We start from the raw sequence: 25,271 nt of genomic DNA on the forward strand, positions 1-25,271 counted from the left end.
ATAACAAAATGAAACTAAGCCCGTGCTGGGCTGCATTTGCCTTGCAAGCAGGGGTTGGCTCATGACTGACCACGTCTCTTTGTCCCAGTAGCACGCAGAACAATCCCTGTCTAAAGCACAAACGATTGTACGTTAGCGCCGATCCTTGTCAATTTGACCCCTTTCGTTTTTTGAACAAGCTAAAAATATTGTGAAGTCAGTAGCTTATTTGAAGATATTTGACTGAAAAAAACGGGAGGCCAGCGCCTCCCGTGTTGTTATTCCTTGAGGGCGAACCCTTCGCCCTGCCGGTCGTAGCGGTAAACCGCCTGACCGTAGGAGCGGATCTCCACCCGCTGGATGCGGCGGGTGTCGTCCACCAGGATGAAGATAGAGCGGCCCGATTGCAGGCGGGTCAGGGGACGATCCGGCCCCTCGATGGCGATCAGGCGGCTCAGCTCGGCACCCGGCAACTCGAATTTGCGCCAGATGGAGTAGAGGGTCTCCCCCGCCTGCACATCGTGTTGCAGCCAGGTGCCGTTGACCTTCTCTTCGACCGGCTTGGCTGCCGCGGGGGCACTGCCTGCCGCGCCACTGCCGACAGTTAGAGCTTGAGCAGGCACAGCCAGCGGCACTTCCAGCGAGCCGGAAGGGGCTGCTTTGGGAGCGGATGGTGCCGGCTCCCAAGCCAGCACCAGCAACCAGAGCGGGATCAGGATCAGCAGACCTATGGTGTTTTTGCGGGGCAGCGGGCTGGACAGCTTGAATTTGCCTGCTTTGGCATCCTGGCGGCGTTGGCCGAGGTTGCTCATCCCTTGGCCAAAACGTTGGCGCAGGGACAGGGTCGCGGCATTGATGCGATGGAGCAGGGATCCTTGTGATTCGTCTTGGCGACGCTGCTGGGCTCGTCTGTTATGGCCTCGTGGGCGACGGTCCGGGGTGGGCACGGCATTTACCTCTCACTACATTGCCTGCCATCAGGCAAATTCGTCGCCTATGGTAAACGGACTCGCCCCCGAGGGGGAGAGTCCTGAGGCGGAAAATTATCAGCTGAGACGAAATTGACCCAATAATTGCTGCAATTTGTCGGCCGCCTGACGCAAAGCCTGACTGGCTTTGGCCGTTTCGGTCGCATCCTGAGCAATGTCGTTGGCCAGTGCGTTGGTTTTTGACAGGTTGCCGGAGACGGTTTCTGAGACAGAGCTCTGCTCTTCGGCGGCGGAGGCGATCTGATAGGTCATGTCGTTGATGGTGGAGATGGCCTGGTAGATGCTGCCGAGCGCCTCTTCCGCCAGATCCGCCTCGCCCACCGCCTGATGGGTCAGCTGCTGGCTCTGGGTGATGGCGTTGACTGCATTGGTGGAGCTGAGGCGGATCTTCTCGATCAACTCCTGGGTATTCTGCACCGCCTGCTGGGTATTGCCCGCCAGTTTGCGCACCTCGTCGGCGACCACCGCGAAACCGCGCCCCTGCTCACCGGCCCGCGCTGCCTCGATGGCGGCGTTGAGGGCCAGCAGGTTGGTCTGATCGGCAATCCCCTGAATGACGGTGAGGATGCTGGTGATCTGGGCGCTGTCGTGAGCCAGCCCTTCCACCACTTCGGCCCCTTTACCGGCTTCTGCCGCGACCTTGTGCATCGACTGGATCACCTGCTGGAAGCGCTCCTTGCCCTGATCGGCGGCGCCTTGCGCCTGTTTGGCCGAGTCGGCGGTATTGTTGGCGTGGGTGGCGACCTCCTGACTGACGTAGGACATCTCCTGTACCGCGGTCAGCATCTGCTCCATCTCGGCCTGATGATGCTGCAGGTTGTTGTCGGTCTGACCGGCAATGCGATCGGTGTCACCAGCGTAGCGGTTCACCTCGCTGGCAGTCTTGAGCACATCCCCGAGCAGCCCTTGCAGCTTGTCGATAAAGCGGTTGATCCCCTTGGCGAGATCCCCCAGCTCATCCACCGAGCGGGTTGCGAGGCGCTTGGTGAGATCCCCTTCACCATCTGCGATGTCATCCACCAGGCTGACCATCTGACGGATAGGGCCGGTGATGTTGCGGGCAATCACCAGCATGGTGGCCAGCGCCAGCACCAGTACGATAACGGCGCCCACCAATTGCTGGGTCATGGCTGCCTGGTTCATGTCGCTCAGCTGGCTCTCCAGCTGATCGGCCCCCGCCAGTACCACCTTGTAGGGCAGGGTGACGATGATGGCCCAGTTGCGGCTCATTCCCGGCACCATGATGGGGACGGAAATACGGAATGACTCGTCCAGCTCCTGACGCTGAACTTCCGGTTTCAGGTACTGCTGCCACTGGTTGCCCAGCACCTTACTTGCGCTGCTGCCGAGCAGGCTGGCATCACCGCTGGTGCCGGTGATGACACCGGCGGCGCTGACGATCAGGGTTTCGCCCTTGCCGTCATAGATATTGCTGTTGAGGCTCTTGGCCTGACGGCTGATGGAGTCCACCGCCAGATCGAGGGCTGCGATGCCGCGGAACTGGCCATCCACCATGATGGGGGTGGTGATAGTGCTCACCAGCACCTGTTGGCCGTTGATATCCACCTTGAAGGGATCGATGAGGCAAGAGCGTCCTTCCCGCTTCGGGCAGGCGTAGTAGTCGTTGGCGGGATTGCCGAATTCGTCCGGGTCGGTTTTTTCGATGGAGAGCAGCAGATCGGTACCGATTTGATCCTTGTCGCGATAGAAGTAGGGGACAAAGCGCCCCTTGTCATCACTGCCCAGCGCACTCTGGCCAGCAAAGCTGGCATCCTGACCGTCGAAACCGTTGGGCTCGAAGCCGGCAAAGGCGCCATAGAGCTGGGGCTCCAACGCCAATTGTGCCTTGAGCAGGTCGGTGGCCTGCTGGCGATCCAGCGGCAGTTTGCCCTGTTGTTGCAGGGCGAGGGCGCTGGCCATCTGCTGGGTGTAGGAGAGCCCTTTTTGCAGCAGTTGGGTGATGGTGGCCGCCTCGGCGCGGGCATTGGCGCTGACCTTCTGCCATGCCTCCTGCTGCAGCGCTTCACGGCTGGAGCTGATGGTGAGTTGTTGGGTTTGTTTGCCGGAGTATTGGTTGAGCAGGATCAGGATGACCAGGGCTGCGGTCATGGCGATCCCGGCCATCACTAGAATGCGATTCTGGATAGAACGGAACTGCATCGTCTCTTCCTTGTTCGTGAGAAGTGTGGTGAGCGTTATTTGGGTATCGACCGGAGGAGGCAGCTCTCCAGCATTGTGCATAGCAAATCGGAAACGGGGCTTCGGTTTTGCGATCCTCTTCAAATATCGGGCTACAGATGCAAATGGCGACAGATTTAATCCCCTACTTTAGCCCGCAATGGCGTCATGGTTTTCCCATCCGTGATTGTCGGTGCTAAAATGCGACGGTTTTTTTAACGAATTGGCCCAAGGCCCTCTACACAAGGCTTAAAGATGAAAGTCAAAACCCGTTTTGCTCCCAGCCCGACCGGCTTTTTGCATGTCGGCGGTGCCCGTACCGCACTCTATTCCTGGTTGTTTGCAAAGAACCAGGGCGGTGAGTTCGTGCTGCGTATTGAGGATACCGACCTGGAACGTTCCACTCAGGAGGCGATCGACGCCATCATTGAGGGCATGGAATGGCTGGAGCTGAACTGGGATGAGGGCCCCTACTACCAGACCAAGCGCTTCGATCGCTACAACGGTCTGATCGACGAGATGCTGGCCGATGGCCGCGCCTACAAGTGCTACTGCTCCAAAGAGCGTCTGGAAGCGCTGCGTGAAGGCCAGATGGCCAACGGCGAGAAGCCCCGTTATGACGGAAAGTGCCGCGACCACGCCCACGATCACCCGGCCGATGCGCCGCACGTGATTCGCTTCCGCAACCCGACCGAAGGTTCCGTGGTGTTCGATGACCATGTCCGTGGCCGCATCGAGTTCGCCAACACCGAGCTGGACGATCTGATTATCCGCCGTACCGACGGCGCCCCGACCTACAACTTCTGCGTAGTGGTCGATGACTGGGATATGGAGATCACCCACGTGGTGCGTGGTGAAGACCACATCAACAACACCCCGCGCCAGATCAACATCTACAAGGCGCTGAACGCGCCGGTGCCGGAATTTGCCCACGTCTCCATGATCCTGGGTGATGACGGTGCCAAGCTCTCCAAGCGCCACGGTGCAGTCTCCGTGATGCAGTACCGCGATGACGGCTACCTGCCGGAAGCGCTGCTGAACTATCTGGTGCGTCTGGGCTGGTCCCACGGCGATCAGGAGATCTTCAGCCTGGACGAGATGATCAAGCTGTTCAGCCTGGATGCTATCTCCAAGTCAGCCTCCGCGTTCAATACCGACAAGCTGCTGTGGCTGAACAACCACTACATGCGCAGCCTGGATCCGGCTTATGTGGCCAAGCATCTGGCCTGGCACATGGAAAACCAGAAGATCGACACCCGCAATGGCCCGGCGCTGGCCGACGTGGTCACTCTGCTGGCCGAGCGTTGCAACACCCTGGTCGAGATGGCCGCCCAGAGCCGCTATCTGTTCGAAGATTTTGAGGCGATCGACGAAGCGGCTGCCAAGAAGCATCTGCGTGGCGTCGCTGCCGAGCCGCTGGCTCTGGCCAAGACCAAGCTGGCTGCACTGGATAGCTGGACCACCGAAGCGCTGCACGAACTGATTGAAGCGACAGCCGCCGAACTGGGTCAGGGTATGGGCAAGGTTGGTATGCCGCTGCGCGTGGCCGTCACCGGTCTGGGCCAATCCCCTGCCATCGACGCCGTAATGGCGTTGGTAGGTAAAGAGCGTGTTCTCGCTCGTATCGACCGCGCACTGGCTTACATCGAAGCCCGCATGGCTGCCGAGTAAGCTCTGCCGATGTGGCAGGCGATGGGATAACCCTGTTCTGCCACATGCTGAATAGCAAAAATCCGAAGCCACAGGTTTCGGATTTTTTTATGGCCAGAGCGGTGGCGGGGCATAATGGCGGTCATGCCCGACCAAGGAAAGCTGTCAGACGAGTTTGAAGGACTGGATCTGGCTGTCGAGCTCCTTGCTGTGCTGCTCGACCAGCTCGGAGGCCTCTTGCAGCTCGCGCAGCACCACGACGGAGCCTTCGGCGATCTGCTTGACCTGCTCCAGATTGCCGCGCATCTCTTCGGCGACCGAGCTTTGTTGCTCGGAGGCGGCGGCGATGTGGCGGTTCATGTCGGCGACACCCTGTACCCGCTGCACTATGGTGGCGAGCTGGGTACCGGCCTGGGTCACCTGTTCCACCCCCTTGTCGGCCTGCTGTACGCTTTGGGCCATCAGTTCGCCAGCTTGGTGGGCATTGCCCTGCAGCTGTTCGATCATCTTCTGGATCTCGACGGTGGCGGCCTGAGCCCGGTTGGCCAGCTCACGCACTTCGGAGGCCACCACGGCAAAGCCACGACCCGCTTCACCGGCGCGAGCCGCTTCGATGGCGGCGTTCAGTGCCAGCAGGTTGGTCTGTTCCGAGATGCCGCGAATGGTGTCGACTACCGAGCCAATGCGCTCGACCCCCTGCTCCACCTCGTTGACCACGGTGGCGGAGCGCTGGATGTTGCCGGAGAGGGTGTCTATGGTGCTGACGGTGTCGGCGACGCAGCGACTCCCCTCTTCCGCCAGCTGGCTGGTTTCGGCGGTGGCGTGAGAGGCCTGATCCGCATGGGCGGCCACTTCGCGAATGGCGCCGACCATCTGGCTCATGGCGCTGGCCAGCTGTTCGATCTGGGTGAACTCTTCGTTGATCGCTTCGTTGGCCTCTTCCATGCAAAGGGTCACCTGGGAGGCGATGTCGTTGAGCTCCTTGCAGGCGGCGCGCTGGTTGCCAAACACCTCTTTGAGATTCTCCTGCGAGTGGGAGACCGCCTTGGCGATGTCACCGAATTCGTCACGAGACTTGAGCAGTACCTTGTGGCTGAGGTCCCGCTTGGCGAAGCGCTCCAGCAGGCCCACCAGATAGTGCACCTGCTTGACCATCAGGCGGGAGCCGGTGAGCAGCAGGATCACGAACAGCAGCCCCATGATGGCGGTCTCCATCAGGCCGGTCCAGAGCAGGCGATTGGAGATCGCATCCGCCTTGGCGGGATCGAGCCCTTCGCTGAGCAGGGTCGCTTCCAGATTGTTGGCGTCAAACCAGAGTTTTGTCAGTAGCAGGAGGGTACTGAACACCATCAGCAGCACCACTTTGGGTACCAACCGGATGTTGCTCATTCTTTTCTCCAGCAGGTTCAGCTGCATTGTCATTCTCCTTTTAAAAGCCGTTTTTTCCTTTGCCCTCAGGACTATCGGCATTATCTTCTCTTTTATTAATTTGCACTGTGCTTAAAGTTGGAAAATGTATGCGACATCACTTAACTCATCTGCGGGCGATGGATCTGCTGATGGCATTTCTGTCGATTATCTCGGTTGTGCTGGTGACGGCCCGCTGGTGGGGCCATGAGAGCCTCACACCACAGACTCTGCAGCTCTTCTATGACCTCGACAGTCTGATCTGCTACTTCTTCCTCGCGCACTTTGCTTATGGCTGGATCCGGGCCTCTGATCGCAAGGCCTATTTCAAGGCCAACTGGATCTATCTGCCGGGTAGCCTGCCGATGGCGGAGCAACTGCGCTGGGCGCGGTTGATCCAGCTTTGGCGGGTCTATCAGCTGTTCAAGGAGCACCCGGATCTCTGGGCCATGTTCCGTCGCGAGCGCAACGAGACCACCCTCTCCGGCATCTTGTTCCTCTTCTTCCTGCTGCTGGGGGTGGGTTCCGGCGTCATGTACTGGATTGAGTCAGGCCAGCCCGGCAGCCAGATTGAGACACCTTACGACGCGTTCTGGTGGACGCTGGTGACTCTCTCGACAGTGGGTTACGGCGATCTGGTGCCCAAGACCGAGGAGGGGCGGTTTGTCGCCAGCCTGCTGATCCTGTTCGGGGTCGGTTTGTTCGGTGCCATCAGCGGTTTCATGGCCAGCCTGTTTTTGCAGCCCAACAAGGGGGATGGCGAGACCGACAAGTGGCGTCATCACTACAACAACCAGCAAGAGGAGCTGCTGCGGGAGATCCGCGCCCTGCGCAGCGAGGTGCAGGAGCTGAAAAACAAGTGAGGCCGCAGACGGGCAAGTTGCGAGGTGACTCGCAACTCTGCGCGTATTATCCCGGGGGAGGTGCTTTTTCTTTGCTTGTCCTTTAACCTGCTGGCGGCTTAACATTCAACCTCTTGTCCAAACCTGAAAAAGAGAACCGATCGACCATGCGCGCCCTTCTCGGGATTTTGATCTGCTTGTGTGCCCAACAGGCACTGGCCGATACCCGTTATGTTTCAGACAACATCTTTACCTATATCCACAATGGCCCGGGTACCCAGTACCGGATCCTTGGCAGCGTCAAGGCTGGTGAACCGCTGGAGGTAAAGGCGGTGAACAGCGAGGCCGGTTTCACCCAGGTGGTGGACGGTCGTGGCCGCGAGGGGTGGATCAAGAACAGCGAACTGCAGAGCCAGATCAGCCTGCGCGAGCGTCTGCCCCAGGTGGAAAAAGAGCGCGATGAGCTTAAAGATCGCCTGCAGAACCTCAACGGTGACAACGAGAAACGCTTCACCGAGAAGGATGGCCAGATCGCTGCCCAGAGCAAGGAGATCGCCGCTCTCAAGGCCCAGCTGGTCAGTCAGGGTGAGGAGATGAGCAATCTCAAAGAGCAGAATGATGCCCTGACCCAGAGCTACGACAACCAGGAGCACGACATGCAGATGGACTGGTTTATCCGTGGTGGTGCCATGGTGGGTGCCGGTATCCTGCTTGGCATCCTGCTGCCCATGTTGCCCCGTCGTCGCAGCCGTGGCGATCGCTGGATGAACTGACAGCATCTGGCTGAATGAATTGCTGAGAAGGGTCGCCGTGGCGGCCCTTCTTTTTTGGGGCGCATTGGGCGGAATGCGTGGCTGCTTTGCGACAGGGTGGTGGCAGATCGTATACAAAATGAAGTCAGATGACCCTCACGCTTGCTGGCGTATTGGCTTCAAAAGGGAATTCATGGGGGGAATGAGCGATCTTTGTTAAAGAGTGGCAACAAATTCATTTCATATAGGGTGCAATATTGTATACATTATCGGCGTTTCGGCGGCGCGTCCGCCTTTGTCGATATTAGCCCTAGGGCGTACAGGAAGACCCCATATGTTCAAAGCTACTCAAGTGCTTGCCGCTGACTATATCCCCTCCGATCTGGCCGCCCTGCGCGAAGCCATCACCCAGAACTACGTGGTGGATGAAAATGCCTATCTGGCCGAACTGTCGGCCATGCTGCCGGGGGATGGCGCCTCGCTGGAGCAGGTGACCCAGCGTGCCCGTACCCTGGTGACCAAGGTGCGCAAGGAGAGCGGCTCCGGTGACGGTATCGACGCCTTCCTGCAGGAGTACAGCCTGGATACTCAGGAGGGGATTATCCTGATGTGTCTGGCCGAGGCGCTGCTGCGCATTCCCGATGCCGAGACCGCCGATGCCCTGATCAAGGACAAGCTCTCCGGCGCCAACTGGTCCTCCCATTTCCGCAAGAGCGATTCTACTCTGGTCAACGCCTCCACCTGGGGGCTGATGCTGACCGGCAAGATCATCAAGCTCGACAAGAAGCTCGACGGCAACCCGGCCAACCTGCTGGGCCGCATGGTCAACAAGCTGGGGGAGCCGGTGGTGCGTTCCGCCATGTACGCCGCCATGAAGATCATGGGCAAGCAGTTCGTGCTGGGTCGCGACATGAAAGAGGCACTCAAGGCGAGCCGCAAATCCCGCGAGCTGGGTTACACCCACACCTACGACATGCTGGGTGAGTCGGCGCTGACCATGCAGGATGCCGACAAGTATCTGACCGATTACCGCAACGCCATCGAGGCGGTGGGCAATGAGCGGATCAGCGACGGCGGCCCGGCCCCTTCCATCTCCATCAAGCTCTCGGCGCTCCATCCACGCTATGACGTGGCCAACCGCGAGCGGGTGCTCGGCGAGATGTGCGAGCGGCTGGTGGGGCTGGTGCGTCTGGCCCGCGACAAGGATGTGGCCATCAGCATCGATGCCGAAGAGATGGACCGCCTCGAGCTGTCGCTGGATCTGTTCGAGCAGCTGTACCGCTCCGACGCCAACCGTGGTTGGGGCAAACTCGGCATGGTGGTGCAGGCCTACTCCAAGCGCGCCCTGCCGGTACTCTGCTGGCTCACCGAACTGGCCCGCGAGCAGGGTGACCTCATTCCGGTTCGCTTGGTAAAAGGCGCCTACTGGGACAGCGAACTGAAATATGCCCAGCAGGCGGGCCTGCCCGGCTACCCGCTGTTTACCCGCAAGGCGGGTACCGATATCTCCTACCTCGCCTGCGCCCGCTACCTGCTGAGCGAGCCGACCCGCGGCTTTATCGCTCCCCAGTTTGCCACCCACAACGCCAATACCGTGGTCAGCATTCTGGAGATGGCCGGTGATCGCCAGTTTGAATTCCAGCGCCTGCACGGCATGGGCGAGGAGCTGCACAACGCTGTGCTGAACGACAATCCCGGCCTGCACTGCCGCATCTACGCGCCGGTCGGCGCCCACAAGGACTTGCTGCCCTATCTGGTGCGCCGCCTGCTGGAGAACGGGGCCAACACCTCCTTCGTTCACAAGCTGGTGGATCCCAATACACCGGTGGACTCGCTGGCCGAGCACCCGCTGCGCACCCTCAAGCGCTACTCCGGCTTTGCCAACGACCGCATTCCCCAACCGGTGAACCTGTTCAGCGACCGCAAGAACTCCAGCGGCGTCAACATGAACATCCTCTCCATCCAGCGCCCCTTCTTCGCCCGCTTGAAAGAGCTGGAGAGCAAGCAGTGGCTGGCGGGCCCCATCGTCGATGGCGAGACCCTCAAGCGCAGCGAGGCACGTACCGTGCTGAGCCCGCAGGATGTGAGCCTCACCGTTGGCAAGATCCACTGGGCCGACGAGCAGGCGGTGGAGCAGGCCTTGGCATCCGCCCACGCCGCCTTCCCGCGCTGGCGCGAAACACCGGTGAGCGAGCGTGCGGCCGCGCTGGAGAAGCTGGCGGATCTGCTGGAAGCGAACCGCGAGCAGTTCGTCTCCCTCTGTACCCGCGAGGCGGGCAAGCTGCTGCAAGATGGCATCGACGAGGTGCGTGAAGCGGTCGATTTCTGCCGCTACTACGCGGTGCAGGCCCGTGGACTGATGGGGCAGGCGACCCTGTTGCCCGGTTATACCGGCGAGCAGAACGAGCTGTTCCTGCAGGGGCGCGGCGTCTTTGTCTGCATCAGCCCGTGGAACTTCCCGCTGGCGATTTTCCTCGGCCAAATTTCTGCTGCGCTGGCCACCGGCAACACCGTCATTGCCAAACCGGCGGAGCAGACCGGCCTTATCGCCCATCTGGCGGTGACGCTGGCCCATCAGGCCGGTATTCCGGGCGACGTGCTGCAACTGCTGCCCGGTGACGGTGCCACCGTCGGTGCCAAGCTGACAGCGGATCCGCGCATTGGCGGCGTCTGCTTCACCGGCTCCACCGAGACCGCCAAGCTCATCAACATGACCCTGGCCCAGCGCGATGGCGCCATCCTGCCGCTTATCGCCGAAACCGGCGGCCAGAACGCCATGATCGTCGACTCCACCGCGCTGCCGGAGCAGGTGGTGCGCGACGTGGTGAGCGCCGCCTTCCAGAGCGCCGGTCAGCGCTGCTCCGCCCTGCGGGTGCTCTACCTGCAGGAGGAGATCGCCGAGCGGGTGCTGGAGATCCTCACCGGCGCCATGCAGGAGCTGAAAGTGGGCAACCCGGCCGAGCACAACACCGACGTCGGCCCGGTGATCGATGCCGATGCCAAGGCCGGTCTCGATGCCCACCTCGCCTACATGATCCCGCGTGCTCGCCTGATCGCGCAGGCGCCGATGCCGCCCACGACCATGGAAGGGCACTTTGTCCAGCCGACCGCGCTGGAGATCGGCTCCATCCGCGAGCTGGCCAAGGAGCAGTTCGGCCCCATCCTGCACGTGGTGCGCTACGCCACCCGGGATCTGGACAAGGTGATCAGCGATATCAACGGCACCGGCTACGGCCTGACGCTGGGGATCCACAGCCGCAACGAATCTCACGCCGAGGAGCTGGCGAGCCGCATCAATGTCGGTAACGTCTACATCAACCGCAACCAGATCGGCGCCATGGTCGGGGTGCAGCCGTTCGGCGGGCAGGGGCTCTCCGGTACCGGTCCCAAGGCGGGTGGCCCCCACTATCTCGGGCGGTTTGTTACCGAGAAGACCCGCACCATCAACACCACTGCAGTGGGCGGCAACGCCTCCCTGCTGGCGATGGGCGATGCCTGATCCGCGTTGATAGAGGCTGGATACGGGATGCCGGATAACAACGGGCCGCCTTCGGGCGGCCTCTTTATTTGCGCCATCCGTTTTTTACGAATGGGACAATCGGCCACGGCGGGGTCGTCAGCGACCCGTGCTGGTCGTAAGATGGGAGCTATTCGCGCGGCGTTTGCCCCTTGCTCGGCCAGCCGTGGTCAGGGTTTTGTTTTAACGAGAGTGTTTATCTGATGTCATTAACCGAACAAGCCCGCTGGTTCGTGCTGGGGGGCGATCATCTGGTACTGCTCGATCAGCAGGGAGAGGTGCCACAAGGAAGTAAAGCGTGCCTGCCCGCAGCGCTGGCCGGTGCCCGTTTCGAGCGTTTTGATGAGTGGCAGGGGCTGCCCTGCTATCTGCTCGATCTGGGGGCTGAGGCCGACACGAGCGCCATGAGCCCGCTGCGCCAGCTGATGGTGGAGGGAGACGAGGAGGGCTTTCGTCTCGCCGGTCGTGCCTGGCAGCTCGCCACCTTCCGCCGCACCCACCGTTTCTGCGGCGAGTGCGGCGCCCCCATGACCCCGAAGGCGGGGGAGTGGGCGCAGGTGTGCCACCACGGCCACAGCGTCTATCCGCGCATCTCCCCCTGCATTATCGTGGCGGTGCGCAAGGGGTCGGAGATCCTCTTGGCAGCCCATCGCCGTCACTATCAGGCGGACGATCCCATGTATACCGTGCTGGCCGGCTTTGTGGAGGCGGGGGAGAACCTCGAGCAGTGCGTGGCGCGAGAGGTGTTCGAGGAGAGCGGCGTCCGGGTGCGCAATGTGCGCTATGTGGCGAGCCAGCCCTGGCCATTCCCCCACAGCCTGATGATGGGCTTCACCGCCGACTACGAGAGCGGCGAGATCAAGGTGCAGGATGACGAACTGGTCGCCGCCGCTTTCTTTGCCGCCGACCGGCTGCCGCGTTTGCCGCCCCACGGCACCATCGCCCGGCAGCTGATCGAGCGTTCGCTGGCGGGCGAGGGGTAACGAGGCGCTTATCTTTTCGCCAATTCTTTCGGGAACGGAGCGGTCAGGTTTGCGCCCCTTCACATCTTTGCAACCGCGCGTCCATTTGCCACGTTTTGGGCAGTCCGATCCGGTGGGCAAAGTGGTATTATGGCCGCCATTTTATGCGTGATACGAACTCAGGAACTGGGATGAAAGAGCTGAAGAACGATCGATACCTGCGCGCTTTGCTGCGTCAGGATGTGGACATGACCCCGGTATGGATGATGCGCCAGGCTGGCCGTTATCTGCCGGAATACAAGGCGACTCGCGCCCAGGCGGGGGATTTCATGTCCCTGTGCCGCAACGCCGAGCTGGCCTGTGAAGTCACCCTGCAGCCGCTGCGCCGCTACCCGCTCGATGCCGCCATCCTCTTCTCCGACATCCTCACCGTGCCTGATGCCATGGGGCTCGGTCTCTACTTCGAGCAGGGTGAAGGCCCGCGCTTCGAGCGTCCGATCACCTCCATGGCCGATGTGCAGGCGCTGCCGATCCCGGATCCGGAAGATGAGCTGGGCTACGTGATGAATGCGGTGCGCACCATCCGCCGCGAGCTGAAGGGTGAAGTGCCGCTCATCGGCTTCTCCGGCAGCCCATGGACTCTGGCCACCTACATGGTGGAGGGGGGCAGCTCCAAGGCGTTCACCAAGATCAAGCAGATGATGTACGCTGAGCCGCAAACCCTGCACCTGCTGCTCGACAAGCTGGCCGACAGCGTGATTGCTTACCTCAACGCCCAGATCAAGGCGGGTGCGCAGGCGGTCATGGTGTTCGACACCTGGGGCGGCGTGCTCACCCCGCGCGATTACCGCGACTTCTCCCTGCAGTACATGCACAAGATTGTCGATGGTCTGATCCGCGAGCACGACGGTCGCCGTGTGCCGGTCACCCTGTTCACCAAAAACGGCGGTCAGTGGCTGGAGCAGATCGCCGCCACCGGTTGCGATGCGCTGGGTCTGGACTGGACCACCGACATCGCCGATGCCAAGCGCCGGGTCGGTGACAAGGTGGCGCTGCAGGGCAACATGGATCCCTCCATGCTCTACGCTACCCCGGCTCGCATCCGTGAAGAGGTCGCCTCCATCCTGGCCGGTTTCGGCCACGGCAATGGCCACGTATTCAACCTCGGCCACGGCATCCATCAGGATGTGAACCCGGAACACGCCGGTGTGTTCGTCAACGCGGTGCACGAGCTCTCTGCCCAGTATCACGGCCGCTAAGGCCGGGGCGAGAGAAGAAGAGTGTGTTTGATATCCGGGGCCGCAAGGCCCCGTTTTACATTGAAATAGGCGCTGCAACGACGAGAACGTGGTGCCCGTGCAGGAGGCAAGATGAGCAGCAAGTCACTGGATTGGGGTATCGATCTTGGCGGTACCAAGTGTGAATGCGTGGTGCTGGATGGTGACGAGGTGCTGCTGCGCCACCGCATCCCCACCGAGCGGGCTGGCGGTTATGAGCACATGATCGGCCAGATCGCCAAGCTGGTGGCAGAGTGCGCCGAGAAGATTGGCCAGCGCCCGGCCGTCATCGGCATGGGCACGCCGGGGGCGCGTGATCCGCAGACCGGCCTGATGAAGAACTGCAACACCACCGAGCTCAACGGCAAGCCGTTCAAGGAGGATCTGGAGCGCAAGCTGGGCGTGCCGGTGCTGATCGCCAACGACGCCAACTGCTTCGCGCTGGCAGAAACCCATCTCGGTGCAGTGCGCCAGCACCATCCCGATGCGAAAGTGGTGTTCGGCATCATCATGGGCACCGGGGTCGGCTCCGGCATCGTCATCAACGGCCAGATCCTCAACGGCCACCACGGCATCGCCGGTGAGTGGGGCCACAATGTGCTTTCCCCTGATGGCCCCGAGTGCTACTGCGGCAAGCGCGGCTGCGTCGAGACCCTGATCAGCGGTCCGGCGCTGGAGGCCTGGTACGAGGCCAAGGCCAAGCGCCGCCTCTCGCTCGCCCAAATCGCGGCCGCCACGGCTCACGATCATGTGGCCAAGCTCACCATCGACCGGCTGCATCTGCTGTTTGGTCAGGCGCTGGCCAATGTGGTCAATATTCTCGACCCGGATGTGATCGTCATCGGTGGCGGGGTGGGCAATGTGCAGAGCCTTTACAGCGCAGGGCGGCAGACAATTTTGCCCTTCCTCTTTAATCCCCGCTTCAGAGCCCCCATTATTGCTCCTGCCCTTGGCGACAGTGCCGGGGTATTCGGGGCCGCACTGCTGGCCCGCGGTGAATTCAAGGAGGCCCTGCTGTCGTAGCCGGGGCTCCCGGGCGGCCGGTGCGCCGCCCTGTTGCTGGTTCAAGGAAACGGATTCTCGATGATCAAGATTGCCATCAATGGTTACGGGCGGATCGGTCGCAACGTGTTGCGAGCCCTCTATGAAAGCGGGCGCGACAAGACCATCAAGATCGTCGCCATCAACGAGCTGGCGGCCCCCGAGGCCATGGTGCACCTGACCCGTTACGATACCAGTCACGGTCGCTTCCACCATCCGGTGCAACTGGCGGGCAACAGCATGCTGGTGGGGGAGGATCTCATCTCCCTGTTTGCCGAGCGGGATCCGTCAAAGCTGCCGTGGCGGGCGCTGGGGGTCGATGTGGTGCTCGATTGCACCGGGGTGTTTGGCTCGCGGGCCGATGCCGAGCTGCATCTGGCGGCGGGGGCGGGCAAGGTGCTCTTCTCCCACCCGGCGGATGCGGATGTGGATGCCACCGTGGTCTACGGGGTCAACCATCATACCCTCACCGGAGCGGAGCGGATTGTCTCCAACGCCTCCTGTACCACCAACTGCGTGGTGCCGGTGATTGAAACATTGCATCGAGAATTCGAGATAAATTGTGGTACTATTACGACAATTCATTCGGCCATGCATGATCAGCAAGTCATCGATGCCTACCACAGTGACTTGCGCCGAACCCGCGCTGCCAGTCAGTCCATCATTCCGGTGGACACCAAGCTGGCAAAGGGGCTGGAGCGTATCCTGCCCCACTTCGCCGGCAAGTTCGAGGCGATCGCGGTGCGGGTGCCGACCATCAATGTAACAGCGATGGATCTCAGTATTACTGTTCGTAAAAAAGTGACAGTTACTGACGTAAATCAAGCCCTGCAACGGGCATCCAGAGGTACATTACACGGTATTCTGGATTACACGGAAGAACCGCTGGTCTCCGTAGACTTCAATCATGATGCACACTCCTGCATCATTGATGGTACCCAGACCCGGGTGAGCGATGCCAACCTCGTCAAGATGTTGATGTGGTGCGATAACGAATGGGGCTTCGCGAACCGGATGCTGGATACCACCCGGGCCATGATGGCCGCAGGCTGAGCCTGCCCCGGGCGAAAGGTTACTGTTTTTAACATTACCTGGAAAATATAGAGGACTGAATATGTCTGTTATCAAGATGACTGACCTGGATCTGGCGGGTAAACGCGTTCTGATCCGTGCTGACCTGAACGTACCGGTAAAAGACGGCAAGGTCACCTCCGATGCACGTATCGTTGCGACTCTGCCGACCATCAAGCTGGCTCTGGAAAAGGGCGCCAAGCTGATGATCACCTCCCACCTGGGTCGTCCGACCGAGGGTGAATACAACGAAGAATTCTCCCTGGCTCCGGTTGTCAACTATCTGAAAGACGCTCTGTCCTGCCCGGTTCGCCTGGCCAAGGATTACTTGGATGGCGTAGAAGTCGCTGCCGGTGAGCTGGTTGTGCTGGAAAACTGCCGCTTCAACAAAGGCGAGAAGAAGAACACCGAAGAGCTGGCCAAAAAATACGCCGCCCTGTGTGATGTCTTTGTAATGGATGCGTTCGGTACTGCTCACCGCGCCGAAGGTTCCACCTACGGTGTGGCTCAGTTCGCACCTGTTGCTTGTGCCGGTCCGCTGCTGGCGGGTGAACTGGAAGCCCTGGGCAAAGCCATGCTGAAGCCCGAGCGCCCGATGGTTGCCATCGTTGGCGGCTCCAAGGTCTCCACCAAGCTGACCGTTCTGGAGTCCCTCTCCAAGATCGCTGACCAGCTGGTTGTCGGTGGTGGCATCGCCAACACCTTCATCGCTGCTGCCGGTCACAACGTCGGCAAGTCCCTGTGCGAGCACGACCTGATCGACACCGCCAAGAAACTGGCTGCTGAGACCAACATTCCGGTGACCACCGACGTGGTTGTAGGTGCCGAGTTCTCCGAGTCCACTCCGGCGACCATCAAGTCTGTTAACGATGTGACCGACGGCGACATGATCTTCGACATCGGCCCGGATTCTGCCAAGGCTCTGGCTGACATCATCATGAACGCCAAGACCATCCTGTGGAACGGTCCGGTTGGCGTGTTCGAGTTCGACCAGTTCGCTGAAGGTACCAAGGTTATCGCTGAAGCCATCGCTGCTTCTCCGGCCTTCTCCATCGCTGGCGGTGGTGACACCCTGGCTGCCATCGACAAGTTCGGCATCGCTGACAAAGTCTCCTACATCTCCACTGGCGGCGGCGCCTTCCTGGAGTTCGTAGAAGGCAAGGTACTGCCGGCTGTTGCGATTCTGGAACAGCGCGCCAAAGCCTAATTGACCCGGAACGGGGGGCAAAAGCCTCCCGTTTCGTTTATCATGTGCCCGCTGTGCCGGTTCATGATGAACCCCCCATTTTTTATTAACGGCATACGAGACAGGACGATTAAACATGTCTAAGAAAATTTTCGACTTCGTAAAACCCGGCGTGATCACTGGTGATGACGTTCAGAAAGTGTTCGCCATCGCTAAAGAGAACGGCTTTGCTCTGCCGGCCGTAAACTGCGTTGGTACCGACTCCGTGAACGCCGTACTGGAAGCTGCCGCCAAGGTTAAAGCGCCGGTTATCGTTCAGTTCTCCAACGGTGGTGCCGTGTTCACCGCCGGTAAGGGTCTGAAGCTGGAAGGTCAGAAAGCTGCCATCCTGGGTGCCATCTCTGGTGCCAAGCACGTGCACGCTGTTGCCGAAGCTTACGGCGTGCCGGTAATCCTGCACACCGACCACGCTGCCAAGAAGCTGCTGCCGTGGATCGATGGTCTGCTGGAAGCGGGCGAGAAGCACTTTGCTGAAACCGGCAAGCCGCTATTCTCCTCCCACATGCTGGATCTGTCCGAAGAGTCTCTGGAAGAGAACATCGACATCTGCTGCGAGTACCTGACCCGCATGGCCAAGATGAACATGACTCTGGAGCTGGAACTGGGTTGCACCGGTGGCGAAGAAGACGGCGTCGACAACAGCCACATGGATCAGTCCGCTCTGTACACCCAGCCGGAAGATGTTGCTTACGCTTACGAGCGTCTGTCCAAGATCAGCCCGCGTTTCACCATCGCTGCCTCCTTCGGCAACGTACACGGTGTATACAAGCCGGGTAACGTCAAGCTGACCCCGTCCATCCTGGACGCTTCCCAGAAGTACGTTTCCGAGAAGTTTGGCGTTCCAGCCAAGTCTCTGGACTTCGTATTCCACGGTGGTTCAGGTTCCACTCTGGAAGAGATCCGCGAGTCCATCTCCTACGGCGTAGTGAAGATGAACATCGACACCGACACCCAGTGGGCAACCTGGGAAGGTCTGCTGAACTTCTACAAGAAGAACGAAGCTTACCTGCAAGGCCAGCTGGGCAACCCGGAAGGCGCCGACAAGCCGAACAAGAAGTACTACGATCCGCGTGTATGGCTGCGTGAAGGTCAGACTTCCATGATCGCTCGTCTGGAGAAAGCATTCTCCGACCTGAACGCCATCGACGTACTGTAATTCGTTACCGCACCTTGATTGCATGAAAAGGCGCCCTTCGGGGCGCCTTTTGCATTTCTGTGATCCGCACCGGTTGGTGAGTGGAGGGGGAACTGGGTATTATCGAAACAACTTTGCTTATTTTATTAAACAATTTGCAACCAAGGCAGGATGCTGAGTATGCAGGCAGGAAAGCACAACGGATATCAGGAGCACGTCGCCTCCTACTACGCGGCCACCCGCAACGACTCGCAACAGTGGCCCGAGCTGGAGGGGGAGCACAAGGCTGACGTCTGCATCATCGGCGGCGGCTTTACCGGTCTCAATACCGCCATCAATCTGGCTGATGCCGGTTACAAGGTCGCCTTGCTGGAGGCCAACCGTATCGGCTGGGGCGCCTCTGGGCGCAACGGCGGCCAGCTTATTCGCGGTATCGGTCACGATACCAGCCAGTTCGCCCGCTGGATTGGTGAGGATGGGGTGCGCGAGCTGGATCTGATGGGGCTGGAGGCGGTGCAGCTGGTGCGCGAGCGGGTTGAGCGCTTCAACATCGAGTGCGATCTCACCTGGGGCTACTGCGATCTGGCCACCCGTCAGCGTCATCTGGCTGGTTTCGAAGAGGATCTCGCGCATCTGGCGAGCCTCGGCTATGAGCACGAACTCAAGCTGGTACCGCGGGAAGATATCCATAGCGTGGTGGGATCGGATCGCTATATCGGCGGCCTTATCGACATGGGCTCCGGCCACCTGCATCCTCTCAATCTTGCGCTCGGCGAGGCGCGCGCCGCCGCCAGCCTCGGGGTCTCCCTGTTTGAACACTCCAGAGTGACCCATATCGACTACGGCAAGCAGGTCGAGGTGACCACCGCCCACGGCCGGGTCACTGCCGATTATCTGGTGATCGGCTGCAACGCCTATCTCAACGACCTCAATCCGGAGCTGGGGGGGCGGGTGCTGCCCGCGGGCTCCTACATCCTCGCCACCGAGGTGCTCGATCGCCGCTTGCGCCAGCGATTGCTGCCGCAAAACATGGCAGTGTGCGATCAGAACGTGGCTCTCGACTACTACCGCCTCTCTGCCGATGGCCGCCTGCTGTTTGGCGGCGCCTGCAACTATTCGGGGCGAGACCCGAAGGATATCAAGGCCTTTATGTTGCCCAAGATGCTGCGAGTCTTCCCCGAGCTGGCTGGCACTGCCATCGAGTTTCAGTGGGGCGGCATGATCGGGATCGGCGCCAACCGGCTGCCGCAGATTGGCCGCTTGAAGGAATACCCAAACGTATTCTACGCCCAGGCCTATTCGGGTCACGGCCTCAACGCCACCCATATGGCGGGCAAGCTGGTGGCCGAGGCGATCCGCGGTGAAAGTCGGGGTTTCGATCTCTTTGCCAGCGTGCCCCATATCACCTTCCCCGGCGGCCCGGCGCTGCGCTCTCCGTTGCTGGCTTTGGGTATGCTGTGGCACCGGATGAAGGATATCCTCTGACTCCGATTGTCAGCCTGTGCAGTGCTGGCTGAACGAAGCCCCCTTGCCAGCCCTTGTTTATAGCGGGTTGGCACTATCGTTCCGCCTGATAGACCAAAAGATGCATTCGCGCCAATCTCGTCCGATTGGCGCTATCTTTTAGGTGTGAGAGCGGTTATCTGCCAAGGGGTTGTCAGATTGCCGCAATATTCGCCGAGAAAGGGCCGAAGACGGGGGGAGGAGGACCAAGATGGAGATAAATGTAGTCGCGTCAGGCGGGCTGAGCCCGCTGTCGCAACGGCAGGGTTCTCCCGCTGTGCAGGCACAGGAGCGGGCTGCAACTTCACCATCAACGGGCAGTGACAGCCTGGTGCGCGACCTTGGCGCTGTGCTGGATGAGCTAGGGCTGTCATCCCAAGGGGAGAGCAGCGGCGGTGGCACTGTTTCAATCAGGGATTCGCTGGAAGCGTTCATCAACACCATGATGGGCTCCCTGCAACAGCAGCAGGAGCAACAGCTGGCATTGCAGCAACAACAGCGGCAAGAGCAGGAACAGCGCAAACTCGCCATCGCCGACAGCAGCGAAAACCCGCTCAAGCGGGATCTGGAGCGCCTGCTGGAGACGCTGGAGCAACAGGGCGGACAGGAAAAAGAGAGCGAGCAAGGAGCCGAGATCGAAGCGGTCAATCCCTTGCAGAGCCAGCTGACCAAGCTGCTGGAGAGCAGCGGTGCGGCAGAGAGAGGGGTAACCCTCAAGGAGGTGCTGTCAGGGTTGGCCAGCAAGCTGCCGAACGAACCTGCAGAGCGAAAAGGGTATCGGGTCGATACCCAGGTTTGAGCTGGTTGGCAACGGCAGCCTCGCCGTTGCACAGCATAAGGGGCGGAAAGCGCTTTATTGGGCCGGTTCCGCCAGCCGCCACCCCTGTTCGTCCTTCATCATCCACACCTCGGCCTCTTGTGGCAGCACCTGGCCCGCCTCGAACTCGCCATATTTGCGCTCGAGCTCCATCAGCCCCATCTCCTGCTGGAAGGGGCCAACCCGGTCGTAGACCAGATCCTCGTCGTGCAACACCTGCAACTGATCGAGTCCCTGCTTGAAGTGGAGCTGGTAACTTACCTTGACCAGATAGACCCCCTCCATCCGCTCCTCCTTGCCGAGGATGGTGAAGTCGCTGATATCGAACAGGTTGGCGTCTGTCTCGGCCAGCAACTTAGCGGTAACTTGGCTCCGGATATCCTCTTCACCGGGCCCTGCACTGCAGCCATAAAGCCAGAGGGCTAGCAGGGGGATGAACCACTTTTTCATCAAAACTCCGGACGGGCGAGACAATCGAAGGGCAAATTCTGCCATGCTGCCGGTCATATACAAGGGATTGCCAGAAAAATCAGTGCGTAACGTATGAGGCGGCCCCTGCCTGTCGACAGGGGTGCCGTTGGTCAGCGTAGCTGATCAAGTTTGCCCAGAAACTCGGCAGGCCCCATAAAACCGGTGACCCGCTGCCCTGTCAGCTCCTTGCCCTCGCGGTCGAAGAAGATGAGGGTCGGCAGCCCCAGCACATTGAGACTGTTGAGCAGCTCGATATCGGCATCGTCGTTGGCAGTAACATCCGCCTGCAGCAGCACCATCTGGCCGAAGCGCGCCCTCACCGCCGGGTCGCTGAAGGTCTTGTGCTCGAACTCCTTGCAGGCGACGCACCAGTCGGCGTAGAGGTCGAGCAGCACCGGCTTGCCGCGGGCGGCGGCCAGCTGCACCTTGAGATCATCCAGCGTCTTGACGCGGATAAACCGCGGCGCTGTTTGACTGGCATCCGCCGTGATGGCAGCAGGGGTGGCCGGTTGCAGCAGATCCTTGCCCACTACCACGGCGCTGATCATCGCCAGCAACAGCACGAAGCCGCGCACGCTTTTGGCCACCGAGTGGGGTTGGTGCTGGTTGTGGTGATAGAGGTAGCCGCACAGCAGCAGCCCCCAGCCGAGCCAGGCGAGGGTAGTAACTTGATCGCTCCAGAGCCGTGACAGCAGCAGGATCGGCACCGCCAGCAGGGCAAAACCAAACAGCTGCTTGATCACATCCATCCAGGCGCCCGCCTTGGGCAGCAGCTTGCCACCCGAGGTGCCGAGCAGCAGCAGCGGCAGGCCCATCCCCAGTGAGAGCGCATAGAGCGCCGCCCCGCCGAGCCAGAGATCGCCGCTCTGGGCCACATAGATCAGCGCCCCCGAGAGCGGCGCCGTGGTGCAGGGGGAGCAGACCAGCCCGGAGATCATCCCCATGATGGCGACCCCGACTACCGAGCCGCCCTGCTGGCGGTTGGAGAGGCCAGAGAGCCGGGTTTGCAAACTGCTCGGCAGTTGCAGGGTGTAGAGCCCGAACATGGAGAGGGCCAACAGCACGAACATCACCGATAGACCGATCAGCACATAGGGGTGTTGCAGTGCAGCCTGGAATTTCAGCCCTGCCGAGGCCACTACCAGCCCCAACAAGGTGTAGGTGACCGCCATCCCCTGCACATAGACCATGGAGAGCAGGAAGGCGCGACCGGTAGAGAGGCGATGGTCGGCACCGGCGATGATGCCGGTCAGGATGGGGTACATGGGGAAGACGCAGGGGGTGAAGGCGAGCCCCAGCCCCAGCGCGAAGAAGGCGACGATGCTGAGCCAGAACCCCTGATGGCCGAGGGCTGCGGCCAGCTGATCTTGCTGGCTAACCGGTGCGACGCTTTGTGCCGTTTCAGCAGTGGACGCTGTGGTTGCCGTGACCAGCGGGGCCACATCGATCAGCTTGTCGGTCGGCGGGTAGCAGAGGCCGTCGGTACAGCCCTGATAGCGCACCCGCAGGGTGGCATTTTCCCCCACCTCCTTTAGCGGCACCGCGATGCTCACCTGCTGGTAGTAGACCCGGGTCTTGCCGAAGAAGTCATCCTCGTGCTCGGTGCCTTCCGGCAGGGTCGGCTCGCTGAAGGTGAGGTTGTTCCCCTTGAAGCGCAGGCTGTGGCGATAGAGGTAGTAGTCGTCGGCGATGTGGAGGGTCAGCAGCAGCTGATCGCCACGCTGTTCGCTCTCGATCTGAAAGGCCTCATCGACCTGCAAAAATTTGGGCTTGGCATTGGCTTCAATGTCCAGCGAGCTGAGCAGATCGGCTCCGCTGGCGTGGGCAGGGGAGCTGCCCACCGCTGTCATCAACAGGGCACAGAGCAGCAACAGGGGAGAGAGCACGCGGGTGAACGTCATGAGGTCTCCCCATTGAGCCAGTCGAGATAGGCAGGTAGTCCGGCACTCACCGGCAGGGCCAGCAGCTCGGGCACCTCATAGGGGTGATGGGTTTGAATGCATGCCTGCAGCTCGGCAAAGCGCGACTGGCGGGATTTGATGATGAGCTGGATCTCGGTGGCGCGCTCCACCTTGCCTTGCCAGCGATAGACGGAGGTAATGCCCGTCAGTTGATTAATGCAGGCGGCCAGCCGCTGGTTCAGCAGCTGTTCGCAGAGAAGGTCGGCACTGGTTTGATCTGGGCAGGTGCAGAGCACCACAATGGCGTCGGTCATAAAGCGGATCTTCACCTCGTTGGGGTAAACCGGGCAGGCGCCCTTGCCGTGTCATCCTTTTCTGCGGATGAAGGTGAAAAAAGCGCCTGAAAATCAGCGGCTACTATACCCCAGAGCCGCTTCAAATAGCATCTGTAGCCATTTGTGAGCCAGCGCTAAAAATTTGTGGGGGGCATGAGATAGACGCTGTCATGGGGACAGGGCAGAATGAGCGGGCTTGTTCCCAATTGACGTAAGGAAATGTATGACCCAACAGAATGAGCAGCAGAGAAACCGCATGTTGAGCCTGCTGCGCGAAGGTGAGCGCCGCATGTTGGTTCAATTGGCCGGGCTGCTGCGCACGACCGCCGATGAAATCAATGCCGAGCTGGAGAGAGAGGAGCTGATGGCCACCCTGGAGCAGCCCATCACGGTGGAATATCTCAACGGCGTGGTGCAGCACCATCTGTTCGAGCGCAAACACAAGGGAGATATGGCGGTTGCCCAGCAGATCCTGAGCGATTATCAGAGCGAGCTGGAAGCGCTGCAGGCTGCTCAGGCCCAGCCTGAAGAGGCTGCCGCTGCCGACGAGAGCGGCGAAGAGCTCAAGGCCCAGGCTTGAGCGACGGGCAGGCCTGAATCCTTACCTCTGAATCAGCCGGCCTGCCAGCGCTGATCCCTGTTGCGGCCCCATCATGTCTGCCATGATGGGGCCGTGCCGTTTCTTCTGTTGCCTTCCCTTGTTGACCTTCACTTCTCGGTTTCAATCCAACTGATTCGTGCCTTAGCGCGCCTCTTGGGGCATGCCGTGCGGCACTTCGCGGGGGATGGGAAACACCTTGTCATAGCCCCAGTTGTAGACGAAGGCATAGATCAGGTAGAAGACAACGAAGCCCAGATCCAGCACCAGCGCCTCCAGCATGCTGACGCTCAGCCACCAGGACATGACCGGCAGCGCGACGATCAGCAGACCGCCCTCAAAGCCGAAGGTATGCAGCACCCGTTGCCACAGGGTTTTGTGGGTATGGCCCTGATATTTGAGCAGCAGCTTGTCGACCCCGATGTTGTAGATGTAGTTCCAGACCGTGGCCAGCACCGAGAAGAACAGTGCCAGCGGGCCCATATGGTTTAGCCCGACCCCGGTAACCCAGCTGGCCAGCGGGGCGGCAATCAGCAGGCCAATAAATTCAAAGCCAATGGCATGGCGCAGGCGATCGTTACGGGTACGCATAAGTCACTCTCTCAATCAGGTTCATTCACGAATTGCAGGTTAATCTATAGAACCCTAGCGATAGATTCATGTTGGTATCCATCGCTAAAATAGATGGATGAGAGAGATTGCCGGAGGGCCATAAGATGACGCCATCACTGGAACAACTGAGGATCTTGCTGGCGGCCGCCGAAACCGGCTCGTTTTCCGCTGCCGCCCGCAAGCTGGGCAAGGCGCAGTCGGTAGTGAGCAGCGCCATCGCCAATCTGGAGATCGATCTGGCGCTCACCCTGTTTGACCGCAGCGGCCGCTATCCGCAACTGACGGACGCGGGGGCCCGCATGGTGCAGGAGGCGGGGATCCTGCTGGCGCAGAGTGAACGGTTGCAGTCCATTGCCGGGGAGCTGGCGGCCGGAGTGGAGACGCGCCTCACTCTGGCCATCGATGATGACTCCCACCTCCCCTGGCTCGGCACCCTGCTGGAGGAGTTCGCCACTCGTTACCCGACCGTGGAGCTGGAGCTGCTCTTCCCGCTGATGGAAGATGTGACCGAGATGCTGGTGACCGGCCGGGCCCAGCTCGGCATCAGCTATCAGAAGGTGCATCCCCAGCGGGAGATCGTCGCCCGTTCGCTGGGGGAGGTGACCATGCCGCTGGTGGTGTCACCGGATCATCCGCTGGCCCGCAAGCAGCCGCTGCGGGAGGTCGATCTGCAGGGGGCACGCCAGCTGATGGTCACCGGCCGACGGGAAGGGAGCGAGCGCCAGCGTTTTCGCATCTCGGCTCAGGTGTGGTGGGTCGAGGGGGATCTCGGGGTGCTGGAGCTGGTCAAGCGGGGCCTTGGCTGGTCCGCCATCCCGGAATTTCTGCTGCATCAGCCGTTGGCTCGCGGCGAAGTGGTGGTGCTGGAGCCTGACTTTATCGCCAGCCACGCGCTGGCGCTGGAGTTGCAGTGGCATCGCGCCCGCCCGCTGGGGCAGGCGGGGCGCTGGCTGAAGGAGGCACTGCTGGCGCGGGTGCCTAGCTAGCC

At 60.7% G+C, this 25,271-nt stretch carries 21 protein-coding genes; 14 read left to right on the forward strand and 7 right to left on the reverse strand.

Annotated features, from left to right (window positions below; translation table 11 throughout):
- Window positions 1–257: 257 nt before the first annotated feature.
- Window positions 258–926: a LysM-like peptidoglycan-binding domain-containing protein gene (locus tag ACTG2G_RS15805; protein WP_047436096.1), complete on the reverse strand. Its 669-nt coding sequence runs from the start codon at window positions 924–926 to the stop codon at window positions 258–260.
- Between the two features lie 99 nt (window positions 927–1,025).
- On the reverse strand, window positions 1,026–3,128 hold the full coding sequence (locus tag ACTG2G_RS15810; protein ID WP_421387897.1) for a methyl-accepting chemotaxis protein: 2,103 nt from the start codon (window positions 3,126–3,128) through the stop codon (window positions 1,026–1,028).
- 273 nt (window positions 3,129–3,401) lie between these two features.
- Here ACTG2G_RS15810 and gltX point away from each other — a divergent pair, with 273 nt between their 5' ends.
- Entirely contained in the window at window positions 3,402–4,817 is a 1,416-nt protein-coding gene (gltX, locus tag ACTG2G_RS15815; RefSeq protein WP_421387899.1) for a glutamate--tRNA ligase, read from the forward strand.
- A 144-nt stretch (window positions 4,818–4,961) separates the two neighbouring features.
- On the opposite strand, the gene ACTG2G_RS15820 is transcribed toward gltX, so the two are convergent.
- Window positions 4,962–6,212, reverse strand: a complete 1,251-nt coding sequence (locus tag ACTG2G_RS15820; RefSeq protein ID WP_005335445.1) for a methyl-accepting chemotaxis protein — start codon at window positions 6,210–6,212, stop codon at window positions 4,962–4,964.
- 101 nt (window positions 6,213–6,313) lie between these two features.
- On the opposite strand from ACTG2G_RS15820, the gene ACTG2G_RS15825 reads away from it, so the two are divergent.
- The 11 genes from ACTG2G_RS15825 (at window position 6,314) to ACTG2G_RS15875 (ending at window position 20,348) form a co-directional block, all read left to right on the forward strand.
- Window positions 6,314–7,066, forward strand: coding sequence for a potassium channel family protein (locus tag ACTG2G_RS15825; protein ID WP_005354446.1), 753 nt, complete (start codon window positions 6,314–6,316; stop codon window positions 7,064–7,066).
- Between the two features lie 146 nt (window positions 7,067–7,212).
- Window positions 7,213–7,818 carry a TIGR04211 family SH3 domain-containing protein gene (locus ACTG2G_RS15830; protein WP_005335443.1) on the forward strand — a complete coding sequence of 202 codons (606 nt, stop codon included), beginning with the start codon at window positions 7,213–7,215 and terminating at the stop codon, window positions 7,816–7,818.
- Between the two features lie 313 nt (window positions 7,819–8,131).
- Window positions 8,132–11,296, forward strand: coding sequence for a bifunctional proline dehydrogenase/L-glutamate gamma-semialdehyde dehydrogenase PutA (gene putA / locus ACTG2G_RS15835; protein WP_439985609.1), 3,165 nt, complete (start codon window positions 8,132–8,134; stop codon window positions 11,294–11,296).
- A gap of 221 nt (window positions 11,297–11,517) precedes the next feature.
- Window positions 11,518–12,297, forward strand: a complete 780-nt coding sequence (gene nudC / locus ACTG2G_RS15840) for an NAD(+) diphosphatase (RefSeq protein ID WP_439985610.1) — start codon at window positions 11,518–11,520, stop codon at window positions 12,295–12,297.
- Between the two features lie 170 nt (window positions 12,298–12,467).
- Window positions 12,468–13,535 carry a uroporphyrinogen decarboxylase gene (hemE, locus tag ACTG2G_RS15845; RefSeq protein WP_005335440.1) on the forward strand — a complete coding sequence of 356 codons (1,068 nt, stop codon included), beginning with the start codon at window positions 12,468–12,470 and terminating at the stop codon, window positions 13,533–13,535.
- A 111-nt stretch (window positions 13,536–13,646) separates the two neighbouring features.
- The gene (locus ACTG2G_RS15850) at window positions 13,647–14,576 is read left to right on the forward strand and encodes an ROK family protein (protein ID WP_201991988.1); all 930 of its coding nucleotides are present in this window, start codon (window positions 13,647–13,649) and stop codon (window positions 14,574–14,576) included.
- A 60-nt stretch (window positions 14,577–14,636) separates the two neighbouring features.
- Window positions 14,637–15,647 (forward strand): erythrose-4-phosphate dehydrogenase, encoded by a 1,011-nt coding sequence (epd, locus tag ACTG2G_RS15855; RefSeq protein ID WP_005335438.1) that lies wholly within the window; start codon window positions 14,637–14,639, stop codon window positions 15,645–15,647.
- Window positions 15,648–15,708: 61 nt separating this feature from the next.
- The gene (locus ACTG2G_RS15860) at window positions 15,709–16,872 is read left to right on the forward strand and encodes a phosphoglycerate kinase (RefSeq protein WP_005340965.1); all 1,164 of its coding nucleotides are present in this window, start codon (window positions 15,709–15,711) and stop codon (window positions 16,870–16,872) included.
- A gap of 115 nt (window positions 16,873–16,987) precedes the next feature.
- Window positions 16,988–18,067: a class II fructose-bisphosphate aldolase gene (gene fbaA / locus ACTG2G_RS15865; RefSeq protein WP_005340963.1), complete on the forward strand. Its 1,080-nt coding sequence runs from the start codon at window positions 16,988–16,990 to the stop codon at window positions 18,065–18,067.
- Window positions 18,068–18,226: 159 nt separating this feature from the next.
- The gene (locus ACTG2G_RS15870; protein ID WP_439985611.1) at window positions 18,227–19,531 is read left to right on the forward strand and encodes an NAD(P)/FAD-dependent oxidoreductase; all 1,305 of its coding nucleotides are present in this window, start codon (window positions 18,227–18,229) and stop codon (window positions 19,529–19,531) included.
- Between the two features lie 229 nt (window positions 19,532–19,760).
- The gene (locus ACTG2G_RS15875) at window positions 19,761–20,348 is read left to right on the forward strand and encodes a hypothetical protein (RefSeq protein ID WP_337073331.1); all 588 of its coding nucleotides are present in this window, start codon (window positions 19,761–19,763) and stop codon (window positions 20,346–20,348) included.
- Between the two features lie 54 nt (window positions 20,349–20,402).
- Here the strand turns inward: ACTG2G_RS15875 and ACTG2G_RS15880 are convergent, their stop codons facing one another.
- The 3 genes from ACTG2G_RS15880 to cutA form a co-directional block, all read right to left on the reverse strand.
- A complete protein-coding gene (locus ACTG2G_RS15880) occupies window positions 20,403–20,816 on the reverse strand; it encodes a hypothetical protein (protein WP_058058537.1) in 414 nt (137 codons plus the stop codon).
- A 131-nt stretch (window positions 20,817–20,947) separates the two neighbouring features.
- A complete protein-coding gene (locus ACTG2G_RS15885; RefSeq protein WP_439985612.1) occupies window positions 20,948–22,738 on the reverse strand; it encodes a protein-disulfide reductase DsbD in 1,791 nt (596 codons plus the stop codon).
- Entirely contained in the window at window positions 22,735–23,052 is a 318-nt protein-coding gene (cutA, locus tag ACTG2G_RS15890; RefSeq protein ID WP_439985613.1) for a divalent-cation tolerance protein CutA, read from the reverse strand. Before cutA ends, ACTG2G_RS15885 begins: the two co-directional genes overlap by 4 nt.
- Window positions 23,053–23,296: 244 nt before the next feature.
- On the opposite strand from cutA, the gene ACTG2G_RS15895 reads away from it, so the two are divergent.
- Complete coding sequence (locus ACTG2G_RS15895; protein ID WP_201959193.1) at window positions 23,297–23,653, forward strand: hypothetical protein; 357 nt, start codon at window positions 23,297–23,299, stop codon at window positions 23,651–23,653.
- Window positions 23,654–23,815: 162 nt separating this feature from the next.
- On the opposite strand, the gene ACTG2G_RS15900 is transcribed toward ACTG2G_RS15895, so the two are convergent.
- Complete coding sequence (locus tag ACTG2G_RS15900; RefSeq protein WP_005335423.1) at window positions 23,816–24,262, reverse strand: PACE efflux transporter; 447 nt, start codon at window positions 24,260–24,262, stop codon at window positions 23,816–23,818.
- Window positions 24,263–24,387: 125 nt separating this feature from the next.
- Between ACTG2G_RS15900 and ACTG2G_RS15905 the strand changes: the two genes are divergently transcribed.
- Window positions 24,388–25,269 carry a LysR family transcriptional regulator gene (locus tag ACTG2G_RS15905; RefSeq protein ID WP_439985614.1) on the forward strand — a complete coding sequence of 294 codons (882 nt, stop codon included), beginning with the start codon at window positions 24,388–24,390 and terminating at the stop codon, window positions 25,267–25,269.
- Window positions 25,270–25,271: the final 2 nt, after the last annotated feature.

Origin of the sequence: Aeromonas sp. 55A (genome assembly GCF_051919665.1) — a bacterium.
Taxonomy (GTDB): domain Bacteria; phylum Pseudomonadota; class Gammaproteobacteria; order Enterobacterales; family Aeromonadaceae; genus Aeromonas; species Aeromonas veronii.

Coding starts and splice junctions, on each gene's coding strand:
- ACTG2G_RS15880 (WP_058058537.1), bottom strand. CDS start 20,816: ATGAAAAAGTGGTTCATCCCCCTGCTAGCCCTCTGGCTTTATGGCTGC.
- ACTG2G_RS15900 (WP_005335423.1), bottom strand. CDS start 24,262: ATGCGTACCCGTAACGATCGCCTGCGCCATGCCATTGGCTTTGAATTT.
- ACTG2G_RS15830 (WP_005335443.1), top strand. CDS start 7,213: ATGCGCGCCCTTCTCGGGATTTTGATCTGCTTGTGTGCCCAACAGGCA.
- ACTG2G_RS15820 (WP_005335445.1), bottom strand. CDS start 6,212: ATGCAGCTGAACCTGCTGGAGAAAAGAATGAGCAACATCCGGTTGGTA.
- gltX (WP_421387899.1), top strand. CDS start 3,402: ATGAAAGTCAAAACCCGTTTTGCTCCCAGCCCGACCGGCTTTTTGCAT.
- fbaA (WP_005340963.1), top strand. CDS start 16,988: ATGTCTAAGAAAATTTTCGACTTCGTAAAACCCGGCGTGATCACTGGT.
- ACTG2G_RS15825 (WP_005354446.1), top strand. CDS start 6,314: ATGCGACATCACTTAACTCATCTGCGGGCGATGGATCTGCTGATGGCA.
- ACTG2G_RS15885 (WP_439985612.1), bottom strand. CDS start 22,738: ATGACGTTCACCCGCGTGCTCTCTCCCCTGTTGCTGCTCTGTGCCCTG.
- ACTG2G_RS15895 (WP_201959193.1), top strand. CDS start 23,297: ATGACCCAACAGAATGAGCAGCAGAGAAACCGCATGTTGAGCCTGCTG.
- ACTG2G_RS15810 (WP_421387897.1), bottom strand. CDS start 3,128: ATGCAGTTCCGTTCTATCCAGAATCGCATTCTAGTGATGGCCGGGATC.
- nudC (WP_439985610.1), top strand. CDS start 11,518: ATGTCATTAACCGAACAAGCCCGCTGGTTCGTGCTGGGGGGCGATCAT.
- ACTG2G_RS15870 (WP_439985611.1), top strand. CDS start 18,227: ATGCAGGCAGGAAAGCACAACGGATATCAGGAGCACGTCGCCTCCTAC.
- ACTG2G_RS15860 (WP_005340965.1), top strand. CDS start 15,709: ATGTCTGTTATCAAGATGACTGACCTGGATCTGGCGGGTAAACGCGTT.
- hemE (WP_005335440.1), top strand. CDS start 12,468: ATGAAAGAGCTGAAGAACGATCGATACCTGCGCGCTTTGCTGCGTCAG.
- epd (WP_005335438.1), top strand. CDS start 14,637: ATGATCAAGATTGCCATCAATGGTTACGGGCGGATCGGTCGCAACGTG.
- ACTG2G_RS15850 (WP_201991988.1), top strand. CDS start 13,647: ATGAGCAGCAAGTCACTGGATTGGGGTATCGATCTTGGCGGTACCAAG.
- ACTG2G_RS15905 (WP_439985614.1), top strand. CDS start 24,388: ATGACGCCATCACTGGAACAACTGAGGATCTTGCTGGCGGCCGCCGAA.
- putA (WP_439985609.1), top strand. CDS start 8,132: ATGTTCAAAGCTACTCAAGTGCTTGCCGCTGACTATATCCCCTCCGAT.
- cutA (WP_439985613.1), bottom strand. CDS start 23,052: ATGACCGACGCCATTGTGGTGCTCTGCACCTGCCCAGATCAAACCAGT.
- ACTG2G_RS15875 (WP_337073331.1), top strand. CDS start 19,761: ATGGAGATAAATGTAGTCGCGTCAGGCGGGCTGAGCCCGCTGTCGCAA.